The 18,682-nt window shown below is 64.3% G+C and carries 18 protein-coding genes; 12 read left to right on the top strand and 6 right to left on the bottom strand.

The annotated features are described in order from the left end of the window. Window positions 1-321 precede the first annotated feature (321 nt). Window positions 322-999, top strand: a complete 678-nt coding sequence (locus I6F24_RS08750) for a glutathione S-transferase family protein (protein WP_225125550.1) — start codon at window positions 322-324, stop codon at window positions 997-999. A gap of 10 nt (window positions 1,000-1,009) precedes the next feature. Beyond that, window positions 1,010-1,333, top strand: coding sequence for a multidrug efflux SMR transporter (locus tag I6F24_RS08745; protein ID WP_225125549.1), 324 nt, complete (start codon window positions 1,010-1,012; stop codon window positions 1,331-1,333). Window positions 1,334-1,346: 13 nt separating this feature from the next. On the opposite strand, the gene I6F24_RS08740 is transcribed toward I6F24_RS08745, so the two are convergent. The 3 genes from I6F24_RS08740 to I6F24_RS08730 all read right to left on the bottom strand — a co-directional run bounded on the left by I6F24_RS08740 (window position 1,347) and on the right by I6F24_RS08730 (window position 3,669). Next, entirely contained in the window at window positions 1,347-1,637 is a 291-nt protein-coding gene (locus I6F24_RS08740) for a DUF1330 domain-containing protein (RefSeq protein ID WP_225125548.1), read from the bottom strand. Window positions 1,638-1,701: 64 nt separating this feature from the next. Next, entirely contained in the window at window positions 1,702-2,349 is a 648-nt protein-coding gene (locus I6F24_RS08735) for an alpha/beta hydrolase (protein WP_035999994.1), read from the bottom strand. Between the two features lie 348 nt (window positions 2,350-2,697). Further along, window positions 2,698-3,669, bottom strand: coding sequence for a LytTR family DNA-binding domain-containing protein (locus I6F24_RS08730; protein WP_225125547.1), 972 nt, complete (start codon window positions 3,667-3,669; stop codon window positions 2,698-2,700). 57 nt (window positions 3,670-3,726) lie between these two features. Here I6F24_RS08730 and I6F24_RS08725 point away from each other — a divergent pair, with 57 nt between their 5' ends. The 9 genes from I6F24_RS08725 (at window position 3,727) to I6F24_RS08685 (ending at window position 12,580) form a co-directional block, all read left to right on the top strand. Continuing rightward, window positions 3,727-4,917 carry an acyltransferase family protein gene (locus tag I6F24_RS08725; protein ID WP_109143899.1) on the top strand — a complete coding sequence of 397 codons (1,191 nt, stop codon included), beginning with the start codon at window positions 3,727-3,729 and terminating at the stop codon, window positions 4,915-4,917. Between the two features lie 52 nt (window positions 4,918-4,969). Next, complete coding sequence (locus I6F24_RS08720; protein ID WP_225125545.1) at window positions 4,970-6,109, top strand: cysteine desulfurase family protein; 1,140 nt, start codon at window positions 4,970-4,972, stop codon at window positions 6,107-6,109. Between the two features lie 113 nt (window positions 6,110-6,222). Then, on the top strand, window positions 6,223-7,719 hold the full coding sequence (gene sufB, locus I6F24_RS08715) for a Fe-S cluster assembly protein SufB (RefSeq protein WP_036022921.1): 1,497 nt from the start codon (window positions 6,223-6,225) through the stop codon (window positions 7,717-7,719). A 132-nt stretch (window positions 7,720-7,851) separates the two neighbouring features. Continuing rightward, on the top strand, window positions 7,852-8,604 hold the full coding sequence (gene sufC / locus I6F24_RS08710) for a Fe-S cluster assembly ATPase SufC (protein ID WP_035999976.1): 753 nt from the start codon (window positions 7,852-7,854) through the stop codon (window positions 8,602-8,604). Between the two features lie 11 nt (window positions 8,605-8,615). Beyond that, entirely contained in the window at window positions 8,616-9,920 is a 1,305-nt protein-coding gene (sufD, locus tag I6F24_RS08705; RefSeq protein ID WP_036022922.1) for a Fe-S cluster assembly protein SufD, read from the top strand. Then, entirely contained in the window at window positions 9,917-11,164 is a 1,248-nt protein-coding gene (locus I6F24_RS08700; RefSeq protein ID WP_036022923.1) for a cysteine desulfurase, read from the top strand. The genes sufD and I6F24_RS08700 overlap by 4 nt, the downstream gene beginning before the upstream one ends. Further along, window positions 11,161-11,532 (top strand): SUF system Fe-S cluster assembly protein, encoded by a 372-nt coding sequence (locus tag I6F24_RS08695; RefSeq protein WP_018641712.1) that lies wholly within the window; start codon window positions 11,161-11,163, stop codon window positions 11,530-11,532. The genes I6F24_RS08700 and I6F24_RS08695 overlap by 4 nt, the downstream gene beginning before the upstream one ends. A 49-nt stretch (window positions 11,533-11,581) precedes the next feature. After that, complete coding sequence (locus I6F24_RS08690; protein ID WP_074447904.1) at window positions 11,582-11,992, top strand: iron-sulfur cluster assembly accessory protein; 411 nt, start codon at window positions 11,582-11,584, stop codon at window positions 11,990-11,992. Between the two features lie 165 nt (window positions 11,993-12,157). Further along, on the top strand, window positions 12,158-12,580 hold the full coding sequence (locus I6F24_RS08685; protein WP_057029081.1) for a TfoX/Sxy family protein: 423 nt from the start codon (window positions 12,158-12,160) through the stop codon (window positions 12,578-12,580). 88 nt (window positions 12,581-12,668) lie between these two features. Here the strand turns inward: I6F24_RS08685 and I6F24_RS08680 are convergent, their stop codons facing one another. The 3 genes from I6F24_RS08680 to I6F24_RS08670 all read right to left on the bottom strand — a co-directional run bounded on the left by I6F24_RS08680 (window position 12,669) and on the right by I6F24_RS08670 (window position 16,675). After that, window positions 12,669-13,736 (bottom strand): GGDEF domain-containing protein, encoded by a 1,068-nt coding sequence (locus I6F24_RS08680; protein ID WP_036033560.1) that lies wholly within the window; start codon window positions 13,734-13,736, stop codon window positions 12,669-12,671. A 164-nt stretch (window positions 13,737-13,900) separates the two neighbouring features. After that, the gene (locus tag I6F24_RS08675; protein ID WP_225149556.1) at window positions 13,901-15,409 is read right to left on the bottom strand and encodes a DEAD/DEAH box helicase; all 1,509 of its coding nucleotides are present in this window, start codon (window positions 15,407-15,409) and stop codon (window positions 13,901-13,903) included. Between the two features lie 300 nt (window positions 15,410-15,709). Further along, window positions 15,710-16,675 (bottom strand): helix-turn-helix domain-containing protein, encoded by a 966-nt coding sequence (locus I6F24_RS08670; RefSeq protein WP_225140355.1) that lies wholly within the window; start codon window positions 16,673-16,675, stop codon window positions 15,710-15,712. 205 nt (window positions 16,676-16,880) lie between these two features. On the opposite strand from I6F24_RS08670, the gene I6F24_RS08665 reads away from it, so the two are divergent. Next, window positions 16,881-18,395, top strand: coding sequence for a caspase family protein (locus I6F24_RS08665; RefSeq protein ID WP_225149557.1), 1,515 nt, complete (start codon window positions 16,881-16,883; stop codon window positions 18,393-18,395). Window positions 18,396-18,682: the final 287 nt, after the last annotated feature.

Here is an 18,682-nt window from a genome sequence, read left to right as displayed (position 1 = left end):
GGGGTGCCCGCCGGCCAGCTTTGCGAGGAGACCGAACTTGAACGATTCTACGAATGGTTTTCCTCCGGGTCCCTCTGATGGTTTGCGGGGCACCTGTCTCCATTGTCAGCATCCCATCGGCTATCATCATCTGGAGGGCGATAGGTGCAGCTGCAAAGATTGCCACTGCCCGGGATTTGAAGACTATCCCCGTCCGGCAAACTCAAACTCGAAGCTCCCGGGCTAATATTTGGTGGTTAATGCAGGTGCATGGATCTTGACGATTGGATGCAGTTGCATCTATATTGGATGCAGTCGCATCTAACTGCCGGGATCCTTGCCATGACCTCTTCCCTGAAACTGATCAGCCACAAGCTTTGTCCCTATGTGCAGCGCGCGGTGATCGCGCTGAAGGAGAAGGGCGTGCCGGTTGAGCGGATCGACATCGATCTCGCCAACAAGCCCGACTGGTTTCTCAAACTCTCGCCGCTCGGCAAGGTGCCGGTGCTGGTGGTGACGACGGAGAAGGGCGAGGTCGCGCTGTTCGAGAGCAACGTGATCTGCGAGTACATCGAGGAGACGCAGGCAGGCAGCAGGCTGCATCCGGCGGATCCGTTGCAGCGGGCCGAGCACCGTGCCTGGATGGAGTTCGGCTCGGCGATCCTCGGCGACCTCTGGGGCTTGGAGACCACAACCGATCCGGCGACGTTCGAAAGCAAGCGCCAGGCGCTGGTCGCAAAGTTCGCGCGTGTCGAGGCCGCGCTCGGCGCAGGTCCGTTCTTCGCCGGCAATGCGTTCAGTCTGGTCGATGCCGTGTTCGCGCCGATCTTCCGCTACTTCGATCTGTTCGACGAGCTGACAGAGCACGGCATTTTCAACGACGTGCCGAAGGTTCGTGCCTGGCGTGCCGAGCTCGCAAAGCGCCCGAGCGTGCGCAGCGCGGTCGGGGCGGACTATCCGCAATTGTTGCGCGCCTTCCTCATTCGCCACGACGCGCATCTGCTCAAGCTCGCGGCGTGAGCCCCGTCCGATGTCACAATCCCTTGCTTGGCTCATGCTGGTGATCGCGGGCCTGCTCGACGTCGGCTGGGCGATCACCATGAAATATGCCGAAGGCTACACGCGCGCCGGCTGGAGCATCGCCTCGCTCGTGCTGCTCGCCGCCTTCGTATTCCTGCTCGGGCGCGCCTTGAAGGTGCTCGAGGTCGGCGTCGCCTATTCGGTGTGGACCGGCATTGGCGCGGCCGGCACGTTCCTGATGGGCGTGGTGCTGTTCGGCGAGACCTTGAGCGCGATGAAGCTTGCCGGCATCGCGCTCGTCTTGATGGGGATCGTCGCGCTCAAGCTGGCGTAGTCAGTTGCTGCGATCAGATGCACCCATCCGCGAGCAGCAGCCTGCTGGTCGTCGTCGCCTGACGCAGTTTGAACAGGGGTTGAATCTCAGGATCATCCAAGAAGGCCTGAGCCTTCTCGCGGTCCGCAAATTCGATGATGACGAGACGCTCGGGCGCCCAGTCGCCCTCAATCGTTGTCGGCTCGACGCCGCGGACGATGTATCGCCCTGCGTGCTTGGCGATGAACGCCGGAACTTCAGCGATGTAAGTCTTGAATCCGGCGTAGTCGTTCACCGAGAGATCAAGAACCAGATACGCCTTCATCGCTCGCAATCTCCAGGGTGATGGGTTCGCAGCCATGCCGCGAACCCATCCACGTCGGAAGATATTACCGCACGTTGGCGAGGCGCATGTCGAGATAGGCCGTGATGGTTTCCATCAGCGGCTCGAGCTTGGAGTCGAAGAAGTGGTTGGCGCCGGGGATGATCTGCTGATCGATTACGATGCCTTTCTGGGTCTTCAGCTTCTCGACCAGCGTGTTGACGTCCTTGGGCGGCACCACCGCATCCTTCTCGCCATGCACGATCAGACCTGAGGACGGGCAGGGCGCGAGGAACGAGAAGTCGTAGAGGTTGGCCGGTGGCGCGATCGAGATGAAGCCCTCGACCTCGGGGCGGCGCATCAAGAGCTGCATGCCGATCCAGGCGCCGAAGGAGAAGCCGGCAACCCAGCAGGCGCGCGCCTCGGGATTGATGGTCTGCGCCCAATCGAGCGCGGCGGCCGCGTCGGACAATTCGCCGGTGCCGTGGTCGAACGCGCCCTGGCTGCGGCCGACGCCGCGGAAATTGAAGCGCAGCACCGAGAAGCCGCGATGGGCGAAGGCGTAGTAGCACTGGTACACGATCTGATGGTTCATCGTGCCGTGGAACTGCGGATGCGGATGCAGGATCATCGCGATCGGCGCATTCTTCTGCTTGGCCGGGTGATAGCGGCCCTCGAGGCGGCCGGCGGGGCCGGTGAAAATGACTTCAGGCATCGATGATCTCTGATCTAAGTCCCTTGGAGGTGATCCCTGCGCAATCGTCCGATTGTGGCTCTCGCAGCGTTGCCGCCGACGAGAGCACGGATGAAGGGTGGAGAGGCGCGCCCTCGGATGATGCGCGAGTGGCGCGCAGGTGAACTGACGCGCGCTTCTAACACAAGGCCAGGGTCAAAAAGCAAGCTTCTTCGACATCTCTCAATCAGCTCAAGAGCTTAGCCAGTCATTGCATTGTCATCTCTGGCTTGCCTGCCGCGACCTGGACCTGCCTGAATCAACCGAAGCACGGCAAGAGCCGGCCGTCCTGCCGAAGGGTGCTATCCAACTTATTGAAATCACGATTGTTTAGGGGGCGCCTGGGGCGATTCCCGCTGGCGCGGTTCGGCTTCCCAGCGATGCGACCGCCGGCCGGTAGCGCCGGCTGCCGCCGAGCGTCTGGCCGTTGTCGAAGGCGAGCTCGAAATCCCCTGATGGCTTGAGGTCCACGCCGCGCACCCGGTCGAGATTGGCGAGCTTGGTCCGGTGGACGCGAACGATGGAAAAGCGCGCCAGCTCGCTTTCCGCCGCTGCCAGCGTGCCCCGTATGAGGTGCTGGGTGCCGTCGGCGAGGCTATATTCGATGTAATTGCCGGCTGACGCGACCCAGAGGATATCGCGCGGCACCACGCGAATGCGGCTGGTGCCGTCGCGCAGCCAGATCAGATCGGCGGACGATGGCTGCTTCGGGGTGGGCGGCGCCGACGATGCGACTGCCGCGCTCTTCAGCTCACGCCGGCTTTCGAGCAGCCAGATCGTGGCGGCGATCAGAACAAAGGCCACGGCGTCTTTGCGGAATTCATACAGGACCGTCGCGAGCGAGAAACGGAAATCGTAGGCGCCGCCGGCGAGCCAGAGCGCGAGCTTCCGCACCCAGACCATGCCGGTGATGTGGAGGGTGGAGAAGCCGAGCAGGGCGATCGCCCCGATGGCCGCCTGGGCGGCGAGGCCGGCTGTCCGGCGCATGCGGCGGACCGCCAAAACCAGGATCGGCAGCAACAGCAGGATGACGGCGATGCTCGACATCTCCCAGAACAACCGCCGGCCGATGTCGTAGCTGTCGCCGCGCCAGGCCGCGTCCTGAGCGAACGAAAACGCATTGACGATTCCGATCACGAGCGCGACGGCCGCGATCGCTGCGAACATCATCCGGTCGCCGCCGCCGATCCCGAAAGTCCCGCGACTCGTCCCAGCCGCCGGCAGCTCATCCCCTCGTGTCCGATTCTGATCCCAAACCGGCTCGACGCGCGCCGCAGGCGGAGCATTTTCGGTGTCAGCCATTTTCGTCAGTCCTGGCCCCAAAACCGCGTTTGTCGTCCCGTCAAGGAGCAGAAAACCATGACAACACCACAGCAATCCCAAAGCTCTGAAAGGCGTATCGACCTGGACTGGGTGCGGATTTTAGCCTTCGCGCTGCTCATCTTCTACCACGTCGGCATGCTCTACGTGTCCTGGGGATTTCACATCAAGAGCACGCACCGGCTGACGTGGCTGGAACCGGTGATGCTCTTCCTCAACCCATGGCGGCTGTCGCTTCTGTTCCTGGTGTCTGGGGTTGCCACCCGCTTCATGCTCGGCAAGTCCAGCCTCGCCTCGCTTGCCGGTGCGCGATCGGCGCGGCTCCTGATCCCGCTGATCTTCGGCATGCTCGTGATCGTGCCGCCGCAGGCCTATCTCCAGATCGTCGAAAGCCTCGGCTATCCCGCCGGCTTCTTCGATTTCTACGCCAGGCACTACTTCGCCTTCGGCGCGCAATTCTGTCCGAAGCCGTGCATCGTGTTGCCGACCTGGAACCACCTCTGGTTCGTGGTCTATCTGTGGGTCTACACCATGGCGTTGATCGGCGTGCTCGCGTTATGGCCGGCCGGCGCTGACTGGCTTGGCCGAAAGCTGGCTCGTGCGCTTACCGGCCCATGGCTCCTGATCGCGCCCTGCCTGCTGTATGCGGCCTGGCGCCTGGTGCTGTTCCCGGCTTTCCCGTCGACACACGCGCTGTTTGGCGACTGGTACAACCACGCGGACCACGCCACGGCCTTCCTGATCGGTTTCCTGCTGGCCAAGCAGGAGGGGATCTGGCGCGAACTCGAACGCCTGCGCTGGGCGGCCCTGCTGGCCGCCGCCGCGTGCTTCGCTGGCTTCATCCTGGTACGCGCCGGCCTGTTTGCGCCGTCGCCCATGCTGAAGTGGTTCGCCGCCTCGGCCTATGGCTGTTATCAATGGCTCGCGATCGCCGTCGTGCTGGGCTTTGCCCGGCGCTATCTTACAGCCGACAGCCCGGCGCGGCGCTATCTGACCGACGCGATCTTCCCGTACTACATAGTGCATCAGACCGCGATCATCGTGATCGCGCATCAATTGCATGGCAGCGGTCTGTCGGCTGGGATCGAAGCGTCCATTGTCATCGCCGGGACCGCGCTCACATGTGTGGCGAGCTATGAGATCGTCCGGCGCGTTGCCTGGCTTCGGCCGCTGTTCGGGTTGCGGGCGGTGCCCCGAAGTGTTGCGAGGACGGAGCAACAGCTGGCCTGACGAGCGCACGCCCTCCGATTGGCCGAACGACAAAAGGTGCTAAGAGGGCCAGATGCCGAACCGTGTCTATCTCGACTGGAATGCGACCACGCCGCTGCGCCCCGAGGCGCGAGCGGCGATGGTCGCAGCCTTCGACCTGGTCGGCAATCCATCCTCGGTCCATGCCGAGGGGCGGGAGTCGCGGCGGCTGGTCGAAGAAGCCCGCGCGACACTCGCCGCCGCGGTGGGGGCGCAGCCGCGCAACGTCGTCTTCACCTCCGCTGGAACCGAGGCCAATGCGCTGGCGCTCTCGCCGGGTTTGCGGGGCCCCTCCGGCGCACCCGTCGAGCGGCTGCTGGTCTCGGCGGTTGAGCACGCCTCGGTGCTGGCCGGCGGCCGGTTCCCGGCGGACAAGATCGGGCTGATCCAGGTCACGCGCTCCGGCGTGGTCGACCTCGGTCATTTGAAGGCGCTGCTGAAGGGCGGCCCGCCAGCCCTGGTCTCGATCATGGCCGCCAACAACGAGACCGGCGCCCTTCAGCCCGTCACGGAGGCTGCAACCATCGTCCACGAGGCCGGCGGCCTGCTGCATGTCGACGCGATCCAGGCGCTTGGCAAAATACCGTTCGATATCAATTCAGTAGGCGCCGACCTTGCGACCTTTTCTGCGCACAAGATCGGCGGCCCCAAGGGGGTCGGCGCCCTGGCGATGGCGAATGGGATAAGCGGCCTTGAGCCGGTGCTGCGGGGCGGCGGACAGGAGTTCAGCCGCCGGGCCGGAACCGAGAACACTGCCGGGATCGCCGCCTTTGGCGCGGCGGTGAAGGCTGCGCTTCAGGCTCTGCCGGAAGATGTGAAGCGTATGGCAAGTCTCAGAGATCGCTTGGAAAATGGCGTCCGCGACGTTCCCGGCACGACAGTCTTTGCGAAAGACGTGGCACGGTTGCCAAATACCGTCCTTTTCACCGCACCAGGCCTCAAGGCCGAAACCGCCGTGATCGGCTTCGATCTGGAGGGCGTCGCGGTGTCTTCCGGCTCCGCCTGTTCCTCCGGTAAGGTCCAGCCGTCTCACGTCCTGTCGGCGATGGGCTATGATCCCGTGGTGGCCCAGGGAGCGGTGCGTCTCAGTCTGGGCTGGTCCACGGAACCGGCGGACATCAATAGGGCGTTAGAGGCTTGGCGAAAGCTTGGTAATACCCTACTTAAGGGTTGAGCGATGAAACACGGCTTGAACGGTTCTAAGCCCGTGCTTTCCGCAGAGAAATATCGTAATACTCGTCCGAGTTTGATCCACCGCGGTCCTTGAAACCGCGAGCGGAGGATGGAATGCCAGCCGTACAAGAGACGGTCGAGCGCGTGAAGCGCATCGACGTCGACCAGTATCGTTATGGGTTTGAGACCCTGATCGAATCCGAGAAGGCCCCCAAGGGGCTGTCGGAAGAGATCGTCAAATACATCTCGCAGAAGAAGAACGAACCCGACTGGATGCTCCAGTGGCGGCTCGAAGCCTATCGGCGCTGGCTGACCATGCAGGAGCCGACCTGGGCCCGCGTCGACTATCCCAAGATCGACTTCCAGGACCTCTATTACTACGCGGCGCCGAAGCCGAAGAAGACGGTCTCCTCGCTGGATGAGATCGATCCCGAGATCCTGAAGACCTACGAGAAGCTCGGCATCCCCTTGCGGGAAGTCGCCATGCTCGAAGGCGTCGAGCCCAAGCCCGGCGAGGAAGATCCGGCCCGCCGCAAGATCGCGGTCGATGCTGTCTTCGATTCGGTCTCGGTTGCGACCACGTTCAAGGCTGAGCTGAAGAAGGCCGGCGTGATCTTCATGCCGATCTCGGAAGCCATCCGCGAGCACCCCGAGCTGGTGCAGAAATATCTGGGCTCGGTGGTTCCGACCTCGGACAATTTCTATGCGACGCTGAACTCGGCGGTGTTCTCCGACGGCTCGTTTGTCTACGTGCCGCCGGGCGTGCGCTGCCCGATGGAGCTGTCGACCTATTTCCGCATCAATGAGCGCAACACCGGCCAGTTCGAGCGTACGCTGATCATCGCCGACAAGGGCTCCTACGTTTCCTATCTCGAAGGCTGCACCGCGCCGCAGCGCGACGAGAACCAGCTGCATGCCGCCGTGGTCGAGCTCGTCGCCCTCGACGACGCCGAGATCAAATATTCGACGGTGCAGAACTGGTATCCCGGCAATTCGGAAGGCAAGGGCGGCATCTACAATTTCGTCACCAAGCGTGGCGACTGCCGTGGCGCCAACTCGAAGATCTCCTGGACCCAGGTCGAGACCGGCTCCGCCATCACCTGGAAATACCCGAGCTGCATTCTGCGCGGCGACAATTCCCGTGGTGAATTCTACTCGATCGCGATCTCGAACGGCTATCAGCAGGTCGATAGCGGCACCAAGATGATCCATCTCGGCAAGAACACGTCGAGCCGGATCATCTCCAAGGGCATCGCCGCCGGCAAGTCGCAGAACACCTATCGCGGTCTCGTCACCGCGCATCGCAAGGCGACTGGCGCGCGCAACTTCACCGCCTGCGACTCGCTGCTGATCGGCGACAAATGCGGTGCGCACACCGTGCCGTACATCGAGGCGAAGAACTCGTCCGCGACGTTCGAGCACGAGGCGACCACCTCGAAGATCTCCGAGGACGTGCTGTTCTACTGCATCCAGCGCGGGCTCAGCCAGGAAGAAGCGGTCGGCCTCGTCGTCAACGGCTTCGTCAAGGACGTGCTGCAGCAGCTTCCGATGGAATTCGCGGTGGAAGCGCAGAAGCTGATCTCGATCTCGCTCGAAGGGTCGGTCGGCTAGCTCGGACCTCGTCCTGAAGAGGCCGCGCAAGCGGCCGCCTTGAAGGATGGATACCGGAAAGATTGGTGGCCTCAATCCTTCGAGACGCGCCTGCGGCGCTCCCTGGGATGAGGGGATAGATGGAAAAACATTATGGCTTTGCTTGAAGTGAAAGACCTCAAGGTTCGTGTCGAGGAGCGTGAGATCCTCCACGGGCTGACGCTGACCGTGAACGAGGGCGAGGTGCACGCGATCATGGGGCCGAACGGCTCCGGCAAGTCGACACTCTCCCATGTCATCGCCGGCAAGCCCGGCTACGAGGTCACCGACGGCCAGATCCTGTTCAGGGGCGAGGACCTGCTGGAGATGGATCCCGACGAGCGTGCCGCCAAGGGCGTGTTCCTGGCGTTCCAATATCCGGTCGAGATCCCCGGCGTCACCACCATGAATTTCCTGCGCACGGCGCTGAACGCGCAGCGCAAGGCGCGCGGCGAGAGCGAGCTGATGGTGCCGGACTTCCTCAAGAAGGTCCGCGAAGTCTCGAAGTCGCTGAACATCCCGCAGGACATGCTCAAGCGCGGTGTCAATGTCGGCTTCTCCGGCGGCGAGAAGAAGCGCAACGAGGTGCTGCAGATGGCGCTGTTCGAGCCCAGCCTGTGCATCCTCGACGAGATGGATTCGGGCCTCGACATCGACGCGCTGCGCATCGCGGCCGACGGCGTCAACGCACTGCGCTCGCCGGGGCGCGCGATGGTCGTCATCACCCATTATCAGCGGCTGCTGAACTACATCGTGCCCGACGTCGTGCACGTGATGTCCAGGGGCCGCGTCGTGAAGAGCGGCGGCAAGGAATTGGCGCTGGAGCTGGAAGCCTCCGGCTACGCCCAGTTCGAGGATGCCGCGTAAGGAATTTTAAGATGAACGTTGCTGTGGCAAAGACCGGGAGCGGCCGCGCGGTGAGCGATCTCTTCGCCAGCGCCGAAGGCCGCCTGCCGGGTTCGCCTGACGTGATGGCGGCGCGCTGCGAGGCGTTCGAGACCTATGAGCGTCTCGGTCTGCCGCACCGCCGGATCGAGGAATGGAAATACACCGACCTGCGCGCGCTGGTCGGCGAGGTGCTGCCGCTGGCCGCCGTGCCCGATGCGACCGCGCTGAAGCGCGCTGCGGACGCGGTCAAGGCGCATGCCATCGCGGGCGCCCGCAAGTTGGTGCTGGTCGACGGCGTGTTCGCGGCTGAGCTTTCAGACGTGAAGGCGCTTGCGTCCGAGGTCGGCTTCAAGACTCTGCGCGAGACGCTGGATAAGGATGCCGGTCTCCTCAAGACCGCGTCCACCGATGCCGTGATCGCGGTCAACGCGGCGCTGGCGACCGACGGCGTGGTGCTGTCGATCGCGGATGGAACGCAGCTCTCTGCGCCGGTCCAGATCATCCATGTTGCGATCGCCGCATCGGCCTCGGCTTTCACCCGCTCGCAGGTGGCGATCGGGAAGGGCGCCCGCGCCACCATCATCGAGAGCTTCGCCGCCGCCGGCGCTGCGGCCTACCAGGTCAACGACGCCGTCATCGTCTCGATCGGTGACGACGCCGACGTCGCGCATATCCGCCTGATGGACGATGCGGCCGATGCGGTGAACATCACCTCGCAGTTCGTCACCGTCGGCGCCAACACCAAGCTGAACGTCTTCAACATGACCAGCGGCGCTGCGGTCAGCCGCTTGCAGGGCTTCATTACGCTGGCGGGCGAGGGCAGCCAGCTCTCGGTCAACGGCGTCAACCTGTTGAAGAAGACCGAGCACGGCGACACCACACTGGTGGTCGACCATGCCGTGCCGAACTGCGTCAGCCGCGAGATCTTCCGTGCGGTGATCGACGACCGCGCCCATTCGGTGTTCCAGGGCCGCATCATCGTCCGTCCCGACGCGCAGAAGACCGACGGCAAGATGATGACGCGCGCGCTGCTGCTCTCGGACGAGGCCGAGGCCGACAACAAGCCCGAACTCGAGATTTTTGCCGACGACGTCTCCTGCGGCCACGGCGCCACCGCCGGCGCGCTCGACGACAGTCTGCTGTTCTACCTGAAGGCCCGTGGCCTGCCGGAGAAGCAGGCCCAGGCGCTGCTGATCCAGGCCTTTGTCGGCGAGGCGATCGAGCAGATCGCCGATGATACTTTGCGCGAGCACGTGATCGGCATCGCCGAGCGCTGGCTGGAGCGGCGGTCATGAGCACGCATCCGGCGGTCAAGAACGGCGCCTATGACGTTACGCGCGTGCGCCAGGATTTTCCGGCGCTCGCCATGCAGGTCTACGGCAAGCCGCTCGTCTATCTCGACAACGCCGCCTCGGCGCAGAAGCCGAGTGCTGTGCTCGACCGCATGACGCAGGCCTATACATCCGAATACGCCAACGTGCATCGCGGCCTGCACTACCTCGCCAATGCCGCGACCGAAGCCTATGAGGGCGGCCGCACCAAGGTGGCGCAGTTCATCAACGCTGCGCGCACCGAGGAAGTCATCTTCACCCGCAACGCGACCGAGGCGATCAACCTGGTCGCGTCTTCGTGGGGCGCCCCGAATATCGGGGAAGGCGACGAGATCGTCATCTCCATCATGGAGCACCATTCCAACATCGTGCCCTGGCATTTCCTGAGGGAACGCCAGGGTGCCGTGATCAAATGGGCACCGGTCGACGATGAGGGTAATTTCCTCATCGACGAATTCGAGAAGCTGCTGACGTCGAAGACCAAGCTGGTCGCGATCACGCAGATGTCGAACGCGCTCGGCACCATCGTGCCGGTCAAGGACGTCGTCAGGATCGCCCATGCCCGCGGCATTCCGGTGCTGGTCGACGGCAGCCAGGGCGCGGTGCATCTGCCGGTCGACGTCCAGGATATCGGCTGCGACTTCTACGTCTTCACCGGTCACAAGGTCTATGGTCCGACCGGCATCGGCGTGCTCTGGGCCAAGTACGACCACCTCGTCGCGATGCGCCCCTTCAACGGCGGCGGCGAGATGATCCGCGAGGTCTCGCGCGACGTCGTCACCTACGGCGATCCCCCGCACAAGTTCGAGGCGGGCACGCCGGCGATCGTCGAGGCCGTCGGCCTTGGCGCCGCCATCGACTACGTCAACTCGATCGGCAAGGAACGCATCGCCGCCTACGAGGCGGACCTCACCGCCTACGCCCAGGAGCGCCTGCGCGAGATCAACTCGCTGCGGCTGATCGGCACGGCGCGGGGCAAGGGCCCCGTGATCTCCTTCGAGCTCAAGGGCGCGCACGCCCACGATGTCGCCACCGTGATCGACCGCCAGGGCATCGCGGTGCGCGCCGGCACCCATTGCGTCATGCCGCTTTTAGAGCGGTTCAACGTGACGGCGACATGCCGGGCCTCGTTCGGCATGTATAATACGCGGGAAGAAGTCGATCATCTGGCACAGGCGCTGCTGAAGGCGCGGGATTTGTTTGCATGAGTGACACGGCCGAAATCAAAGCCAATCCGATGGAGACCCATTCGGCATTGCCGCCGGAGGAGACCGAGCGGCTGACCCGCGAGATCATCGCCGGGCTCAAGACCGTGTTCGACCCGGAAATCCCCGCCGACATCTACGAGCTCGGCCTGATCTACAAGGTCGAGATCAAGGACGACCGTTCCGTGGACGTGCAGATGACGCTGACGACGCCGAACTGTCCGGCCGCCGGCGAGCTGCCGACCATGGTCGAGAACGCGGTGGCGAGCGTGCCCGGCGTCGGCGTGGTCGACGTCAAGGTCGTCTGGGAGCCGCCGTGGTCGCCGGAACGCATGAGCGACGAGGCCCGCCTCGTGCTGAACATGTGGTGACGCCCTCGGGCCGCATTGAATTCGCTCCGCAACGGACCACATAGACAACATGACCCAGATTTCGTCAGGCTCGACACCAGCATCCACTCCGAAGCCGCGGCGGCCGCGCCCGCAGGTGATGCGGCTGACGGATGCCGCCGCCCAGCGCATCACCGAGCTGACCCAGCGTGCCGACTCGGAGATCGTGGGCTTGCGCGTCGGCGTGAAGAACGGCGGCTGCGCCGGCCAGTCCTACACGGTCGAATACGCCCACGACATCCGCCCGACCGACGAGGTCGTCGAGGACAAGGGCGTCAAGATCCTGGTCGATCCCAAGGCCGTGCTGTTCCTGCTCGGCACCGAGATGGACTACAAGGCGGATAAGATGCAGGCCCAGTTCGTCTTCAACAATCCCAACCAGGTCTCCGCCTGCGGTTGCGGCGAGTCGGTCGAGTTGCGGCCGGCAAAGATCGACGGGTAGACCCTCCAGCGTCACTGCGAGGAGCCCGCGACAAAATTGCGAGCAATTTTGCGCTGGCGACAACACAATCCAACCTGCCTCCGCGGCGGAAGTCTGGATTGCTTCGGTTCGCTCGCAATGACGGAAATGCTATGAAGGCCCACTTGCTTGCGCAGGGAAGCCTCCATGGACCGCGAATTCCTGATCGACCTGTTCGCCGATTTCGGCCCGGTCACTATCCGGAAAATGTTCTCCGGCTACGGCATCTCGGCCGACGGCGTCAATTTCGCGCTGTCACTGCGCGCCGGCCTGTTCTTTCGCGCCGACGAGACGACCATTCCCGACTTCGAGGCCGAAGGCTCGAAGCCGTTCCAGTATTCGACCCGCGCCAAGACCGTGGTTGTGAATTCCTACTGGGAGCTGCCGGCGCGCCTGTTCGACGATTCCCAGGAGCTTGCGCAATGGGCGAGGGCGGCGCTCACTGCCGCCCAGCGCGCCAAGGTGAAGAAGCGACCGAAGGCGAAGAAGGCGGCGGCGAAGAAGAAGGTTGCGCCGAAGAAGGGTGTGGCGAAGAAGGTTGCCGGGAAGGCGATGCGTAGGGTGGGTTAGCGCAGCGTAGCCCACCACTTCATACACCTTGATAGACAAGAGGTGGGTTACGCTGCGCTAACCCACCCTGCAGAGGCGAGGATGAACGTCACGCCACCCGGCTGTGGCTCTCGATCGCGAATTCCGGATCGGCTTCGCAGATCACGCGGTTGCGGCCGTTGCGCTTGGCGGCGTAGAGGCAGGCGTCGGCACGCTCGATCAGCGCGTCGGTGTCGTCGCCCTCCCTGAGCATGGAAACGCCGACGGAGATGGTGACGCGGCCGAGGATCTCGCCGGTCGATTTCTTCTTCAATTCCTTCGCCATCACGGCGCGGCGAATGTGGTCGGCCACCGTCAGTGCCTGGCGCATCGCGGTGTTGGGGAGAACGACCGCGAATTCCTCGCCGCCGTAGCGCGCCGTGATGTCCTGGCCCTTGATGGTCTGCTTCAGCGAAAGGCCGACGAGCCGCAGCACCTGGTCGCCGGTGAGATGGCCGTAGGAATCGTTGAACGACTTGAAGTGATCGATGTCGAACAGCAGCAGCGACAGCGGCTCGCCCGAGACGAGCGCGCTCTGCACTGCCATGCCGATCATGCGGTCGAAATATTTGCGATTTCCCAGGCCCGTGAGCGGATCGGTCAGGCTTTCGGCGCGGATCGCCTCCAGGCTCTGCTGGAGATTGCTGATCTCGTTCTTCGACAGCGTCAGCCGGTCTTCGAGCGCCTTGTTGGTCTCGCGCATCTCGCTGGTGGAGCGCAGCAGCGCCTCGACGATCGCCTTGACCTGGTCGCGGTTCTCGGCCGACGACAGTTTCTCGGTCGCATCCGACAGACTGGTATCGTAGGCCCCGGTCATGCCGAGCGCCTCGCCCAACACCTTCACGACGTCGTCGATCTCGCCGACGACGCGCGCGCCGACCTTGTCGATGCGGTCGGTGGTCTTGATGTGGGAGAGATAGGTCTCGTAGATCTGCTCGAGATCGGCCTCGGTCAGCTTGCCGCTGCGCGCCAGCGTCTCATTGATGATCTTGTTGAGCGGTGCGTTGTAGCCGGTGGCGTAGACGTACCAGATCTCGTAATTGCGGGGAATGGCCGTCTGTCGAAGCGATCGGATCTGACCGAGCGCCACCTCGGCGAACGCCAGGGTGCGTTCGTGTTCGTCGAGTACCTTGATCACTGAACATCCCCACAGCGGCCGACGCGCCATCGACCGCAGCAATCCTTAAATTATGTTCGTAGGCTAACGGACGATCGTGAACGCCCCGTAAATATACGTTCACGGGGCATCCAAAAAATTGTAGATCGAGGATCTTCAACCGAAATCTGGCGCGCCAGCGCGCTTCAGGCGCCGGCGGGGGAGCGCACCGGCCGCAGAAGAAACGCCGGCAGATGCGAGTGATCGCCCGGCTCGCTGTCGATCTCGCGCTGGCGGCGCGGCTCGGGACGGCCGATCGAGGGCACATGCGACGAATTCGCTTGCGGGCGCACACCATTGCGCGGCTCGGATGATTGCCTGGCTTCGCGCGGAGGCCGTGCCTCGCGTGCCGGCCTCGCCTCGGGAGCCGCCCGTGCCTCGCCACGCGCCTCGCGCGGCTCGTGGCTGCGCTCGCGGTCATGACCGCGCCGCTCGCCGCGCTGCGGCTTGCCGCGTCCGCCGCGTGAACGCTCGCGGCCGCGCTGCTCGCGCGGACGCTCGCCTTGTTCGCCCGCTTCGGCTTGGACGTCATAGTCGCCTTCGGCGCGCGGAATGCTCTGGCCGATCAGCTTCTCGATCGCCGCCATCGACTTCTGGTCGAGCGGTGTCACGATCGAGATCGCGGTGCCGGTTCGGCCGGCGCGGCCGGTGCGGCCGATGCGGTGGACGTAATCGTCGGCGTGGTGGGGAACGTCGAAATTGAAGACGTGGCTGACCTCGGGAATGTCGAGGCCGCGGGCGGCGACGTCGGAGGCGACGAGGAGGGGCAGCTCACCCTTGCGGAACTGGTCGAGCGCGGCCATGCGGGCCGGCTGGTCCATGTCGCCGTGCAGGGCACCGACGCTGAAGCCGTGCTTCTGCAGCGATTTGTGAACGATCGCGACCTCGCGCTTGCGATTGCAGAAGATGATCGCGTTCTTGAGGTCCTTGGCCTCGCGTAGCAAACGGCGGAGCAATTCGCGCTTCTCGTGCGCCTCGCGGCCGGCGGGCACCTGGGCTTGCGTAACGGTGACGGCGGTCGTGGCGGGCTTGGAGACCTCGACCTTCTGCGGATTGTGCAGGAAGGCTTCGGTGATGCGCCGGATTTCCGGCGGCATGGTCGCGGTGAAGAACAGGGTCTGCCGCGTGAAGGGAACGAGCTTGCAGATGCGCTCGATGTCGGGGATGAAGCCCATGTCCAGCATGCGGTCGGCTTCGTCGATGACGAGCAGTTCGACGCCGGTGAGCAACAGGCCGCCGCGCTCGGTATGGTCGAGCAGCCGGCCGGGGGTGGCGATCAGCACGTCGACGCCGCGCATCAGCTTGGCATCCTGGTCGCCGAAGGAGACGCCGCCGATCAGGAGGGCGACGTTGAGCTTCTGGCCGGCGCCGTAGCGATCGAAGTTTTCCTTCACCTGGGCCGCGAGCTCGCGGGTTGGCTCGAGGATCAGCGTGCGCGGCATGCGCGCCCGGGCGCGGCCCTTTTCGAGGATGGTGAGCATCGGCAGCACGAAGGCCGCGGTCTTGCCGGTGCCGGTCTGGGCGATGCCGAGCACGTCCTTGCGTGCGAGGACGTGGGGGATCGCCTGTTCCTGAATCGGGGTGGGGGTGGTGTAACCGGTGGCCGCCACTGCGGCGAGGACTTTTTCGGACAGTCCGAGATCTGAAAAGGACATTGAGCCTCTGGTCGAAACCGCCGTTCGGAATCGAGGGTAATAAGGCTGTCGCGTTCCACCCCGAAACGGCGCGCTCTCGAAGAAGCTGGGGGTGCTGACTCACGCGGACAAAGCGCAAGGCTCAGGAATCGCTCTTCGATCTGAGCCGCGTCGACCCGGAACATAGGCGGGAATTGGCCAAAGTCAATGGAGCGGGCGCGGGAAGAGCCTAAAAAGCCTGAGGTTTTTGCCCAAATCACGGGCGCGGCTGGGGTTTTCCCCCGAGCCCCCTCCGCCTGGCCGCAACCGCCTAGACAGCAGCTAAGGCCCGTCCGTGCCTTTGGCCCGGAAATCACCTGGGGCCATGCCGTAGGCGGCGTTGAACACCCGGTAATAGGTCGCCAGGCTCTCGAAGCCGCACGAGGCGGCGATGTCGGCGATCAGCCGTTCCGGCGCCTCGCGCAGCAGGCGGCGGCTCTGTTTCAGGCGCTCGTCGGTCACCGTCTGGGAAAAGCTCTTCTCTGCCATCTCGAACAGCATGTGCAGGTGACGAACGGAGACGCCGAGCAGGTCGGCCACCATGGCTGGCGCAAGATTGGGGTCCTGAAGGTGGCGCGCGATCAGCCGTCGGGCTTGCGAGAGGCGGGCGGTCCGCAGTGCCTCCTGTCCCCGCCGGCTTCCGGGCCGCACGATGCCGCGCTCGATCAGCGCCAGGTGGGCCAACGCCTGGACTAACGAGGTCTGGACGGCAGAGGCCGTATCGTCCGCGGCGATTTCGCCGAGATCGGCGAAGCAGGCCGCGAGCAGGGGCGCCAGGGCCAGATCGTTGAAGGTCCGGGGCGCCAGCTCGCGCATGCGCTTGTCCTGCACCGGGATGTGGCTCACGGGGATCTTGAGGATCCGCAGGTGGAAGCCCCCGGTGCCCAGCGGGGCGGTGCGGTACGGCAGGTCGGTATGGCTGGTGGCGAAGCTGCCATTGGCAATGGCAAAGTCGCTTGCGCGCATGCCGCCGAACCAGCCGCCGCTGCCGAGCTGTTGGTAGACGCAGATCGCCTCACCCGGGGCATAGGCGATGTCCGACGCGCTGCGCTCGACCGCGTAGGGCGAGGCCTTCAGCTCGACGAGGCCGGCGCCGCCCAGCTTACGCAGCGAGAATTCGCCGAAGAAGTCCGCGCGCCGCTCGCGCGCGAGCTCGGCGGTGACACCGAACAACCCCTTGGCGCGCACCTCGCGCCAATAGTCGAAGCGATCCTTCGGGTCGACCTCGTCCGTACACCAGTGCAACACGGCAGCCCCTCGCTTCCGGCGAAATTGTCCAAAAGGAAACAGATTCTAGCGGAATCGGCCATAGTCGGATCGTACAATCGGAGCCCCCCGGGGTTCTTGAACCGTCGTAAGGTCTGGGCCGACTATCACACAGCGGCAGGGGGGTCCCATGAACTGCCGTTCGAAGATCGGTGGCAGGGCCGGTTCTGCAACGGGAAATTTTGCGATGACGCGTCGGCTTTTCAGAATTCTGGCGGCCCTTGGCCTCGCGGTGGGCCTGAGCGGTTTCGCGGGGCCCGCCTGGGCCGCTAAGCGCGTCGCGCTCGTCGTCGGCAACAACGACTACAAGAACGTGCCGAAGCTGCTCAAGGCGGTCAACGACGCTCGCACCATGGGCGACACCTTGAGGCAGCTCGGCTTCTCGGTGATGGTCGCCGAAAACCAGAGCCGGCAGCAATTCTCCGAGACGCTGCTCGCCTTCGACAAGGCCATCGAGCCCGGCGACACCGCCTTCTTCTTCTATGCCGGCCACGGCTTCGAGATCGCGGGCCAGAACTATCTGCTGCCGACCGACGTGCCGGCTGCGACGGAAGGGCAGGAGGAGCTGGTGCGCGACGCCTCGATCCTGGCCGACCGCATCGTCGAGCGGCTGCAGAACAAGAAGGCGCGGACCTCGATCCTGGTGTTCGACGCCTGCCGCAACAATCCGTTCGAGCGCAAGGGCACCCGCGCGGTTGCCGGCGCCGGCGGGCTCGCGCCGATGACCCAGTTGCCGGAGGGCGTGTTCTCGGTGTTCTCCGCGGGTCCCCGCCAGACCGCGCTCGATCGGCTCTCCAATGACGACGCCAATCCAAACTCAGTGTTTACGCGCACCTTCGCCAAGGAGCTGCTCAAGCCCGGCGAGAATCTGGTGCAGGTGGCGCAGCGTACCCGCCGAGCCGTCAGCGAGCTCGCCGACACCGTGAAGCACAGGCAGGTGCCCGTCTATTTCGACCAGATGGTCGACGATGTCTTCCTCAGCGGCCTCGCCAAGGACACCGCCGCGCGTTCGGACGATCCGCCGCCCACGAAGCTTGCGGCGCTACCGCCGGTGTCGGTGCCGCAGATGCCCAAGGAGGAGACCCTCAACGCGCCGATCGCGAGCTTCTCGCGTCACAATGGCGGCTGGAGCGTGACCTTCTCTTTCGCTGATCCGACGCTCGGCATTTCCTGGCGCATTGCCGGCACGGGCGATTTCCGCGAGACCGGGTTCATCGACACGCTCGATCCGCGCACCCGCAAGCGGATGCCGAACCCGTCGATCGAGCTGCCGCCGGATGCGCAGGCTGGCACGATCGAGGTCCGTTATGTCGATCAGTCCGGCGACATGCAGGGCCCGTTCCCGATCAGGTTCGATCCCGAGGCCGCGCTGATCCGCGACCAGCGCAAGATCCTCGACATGACCTCGACGAGCTGGCTGTCGTTCCGCGAGTTCAACGGGCTGCTCGTCTACTACACCCATCTCGTCTCCTACCGCTGCGCCATCCGCGAGGTGCGCATCGGCGTCGACAGCGCCGTGCCCAACCAGGTGCTGAAGATGCCGCCCTGCGACATGCGCGACCCCAGCGCGGTCAGCGCCGGCATGCCGCTCTACATGAAGCTCGCGCCAAGCACGAAATCCGTCTCGGTGGAGCTGACCTATCGCGACGGCAGCGTGTCGGAGATCAAGAGCTTCAGGAGCGCGAACCGGAGTAATAATTGACGTCCTGTTCGATTGTGACGGGATGATCTTGCGCAGCGGCCGAACTTAAATCGGACAAGCCAAGGTGAAAGTGCTAGAGCCGGGAATGACAAAATTCCTTATTGTCGCGCTCCTGACGACGCTTCCGGTTCTGGCTCAAACGAATCCAGTTCCCACAGCCCCACCTCTCACCGATCGCGAACGCGTCCAGGCGGACCGCGCGAAGGCTGCCGAGGATGAGAAGGGGGCTCCGGCCACGCGACCATGGGATCGCGACGCCGATGGCAAACGGCCGTGGGACCGCAAGT

It is taken from the genome of Bradyrhizobium sp. BRP23 (assembly GCF_020194135.1).
GTDB classification, from domain to species: Bacteria; Pseudomonadota; Alphaproteobacteria; order Rhizobiales; family Xanthobacteraceae; genus Bradyrhizobium; species Bradyrhizobium yuanmingense.
Note: the sequence above shows the minus strand (reverse complement) of the source record. Positions and strands in the feature narration are given on the sequence as shown.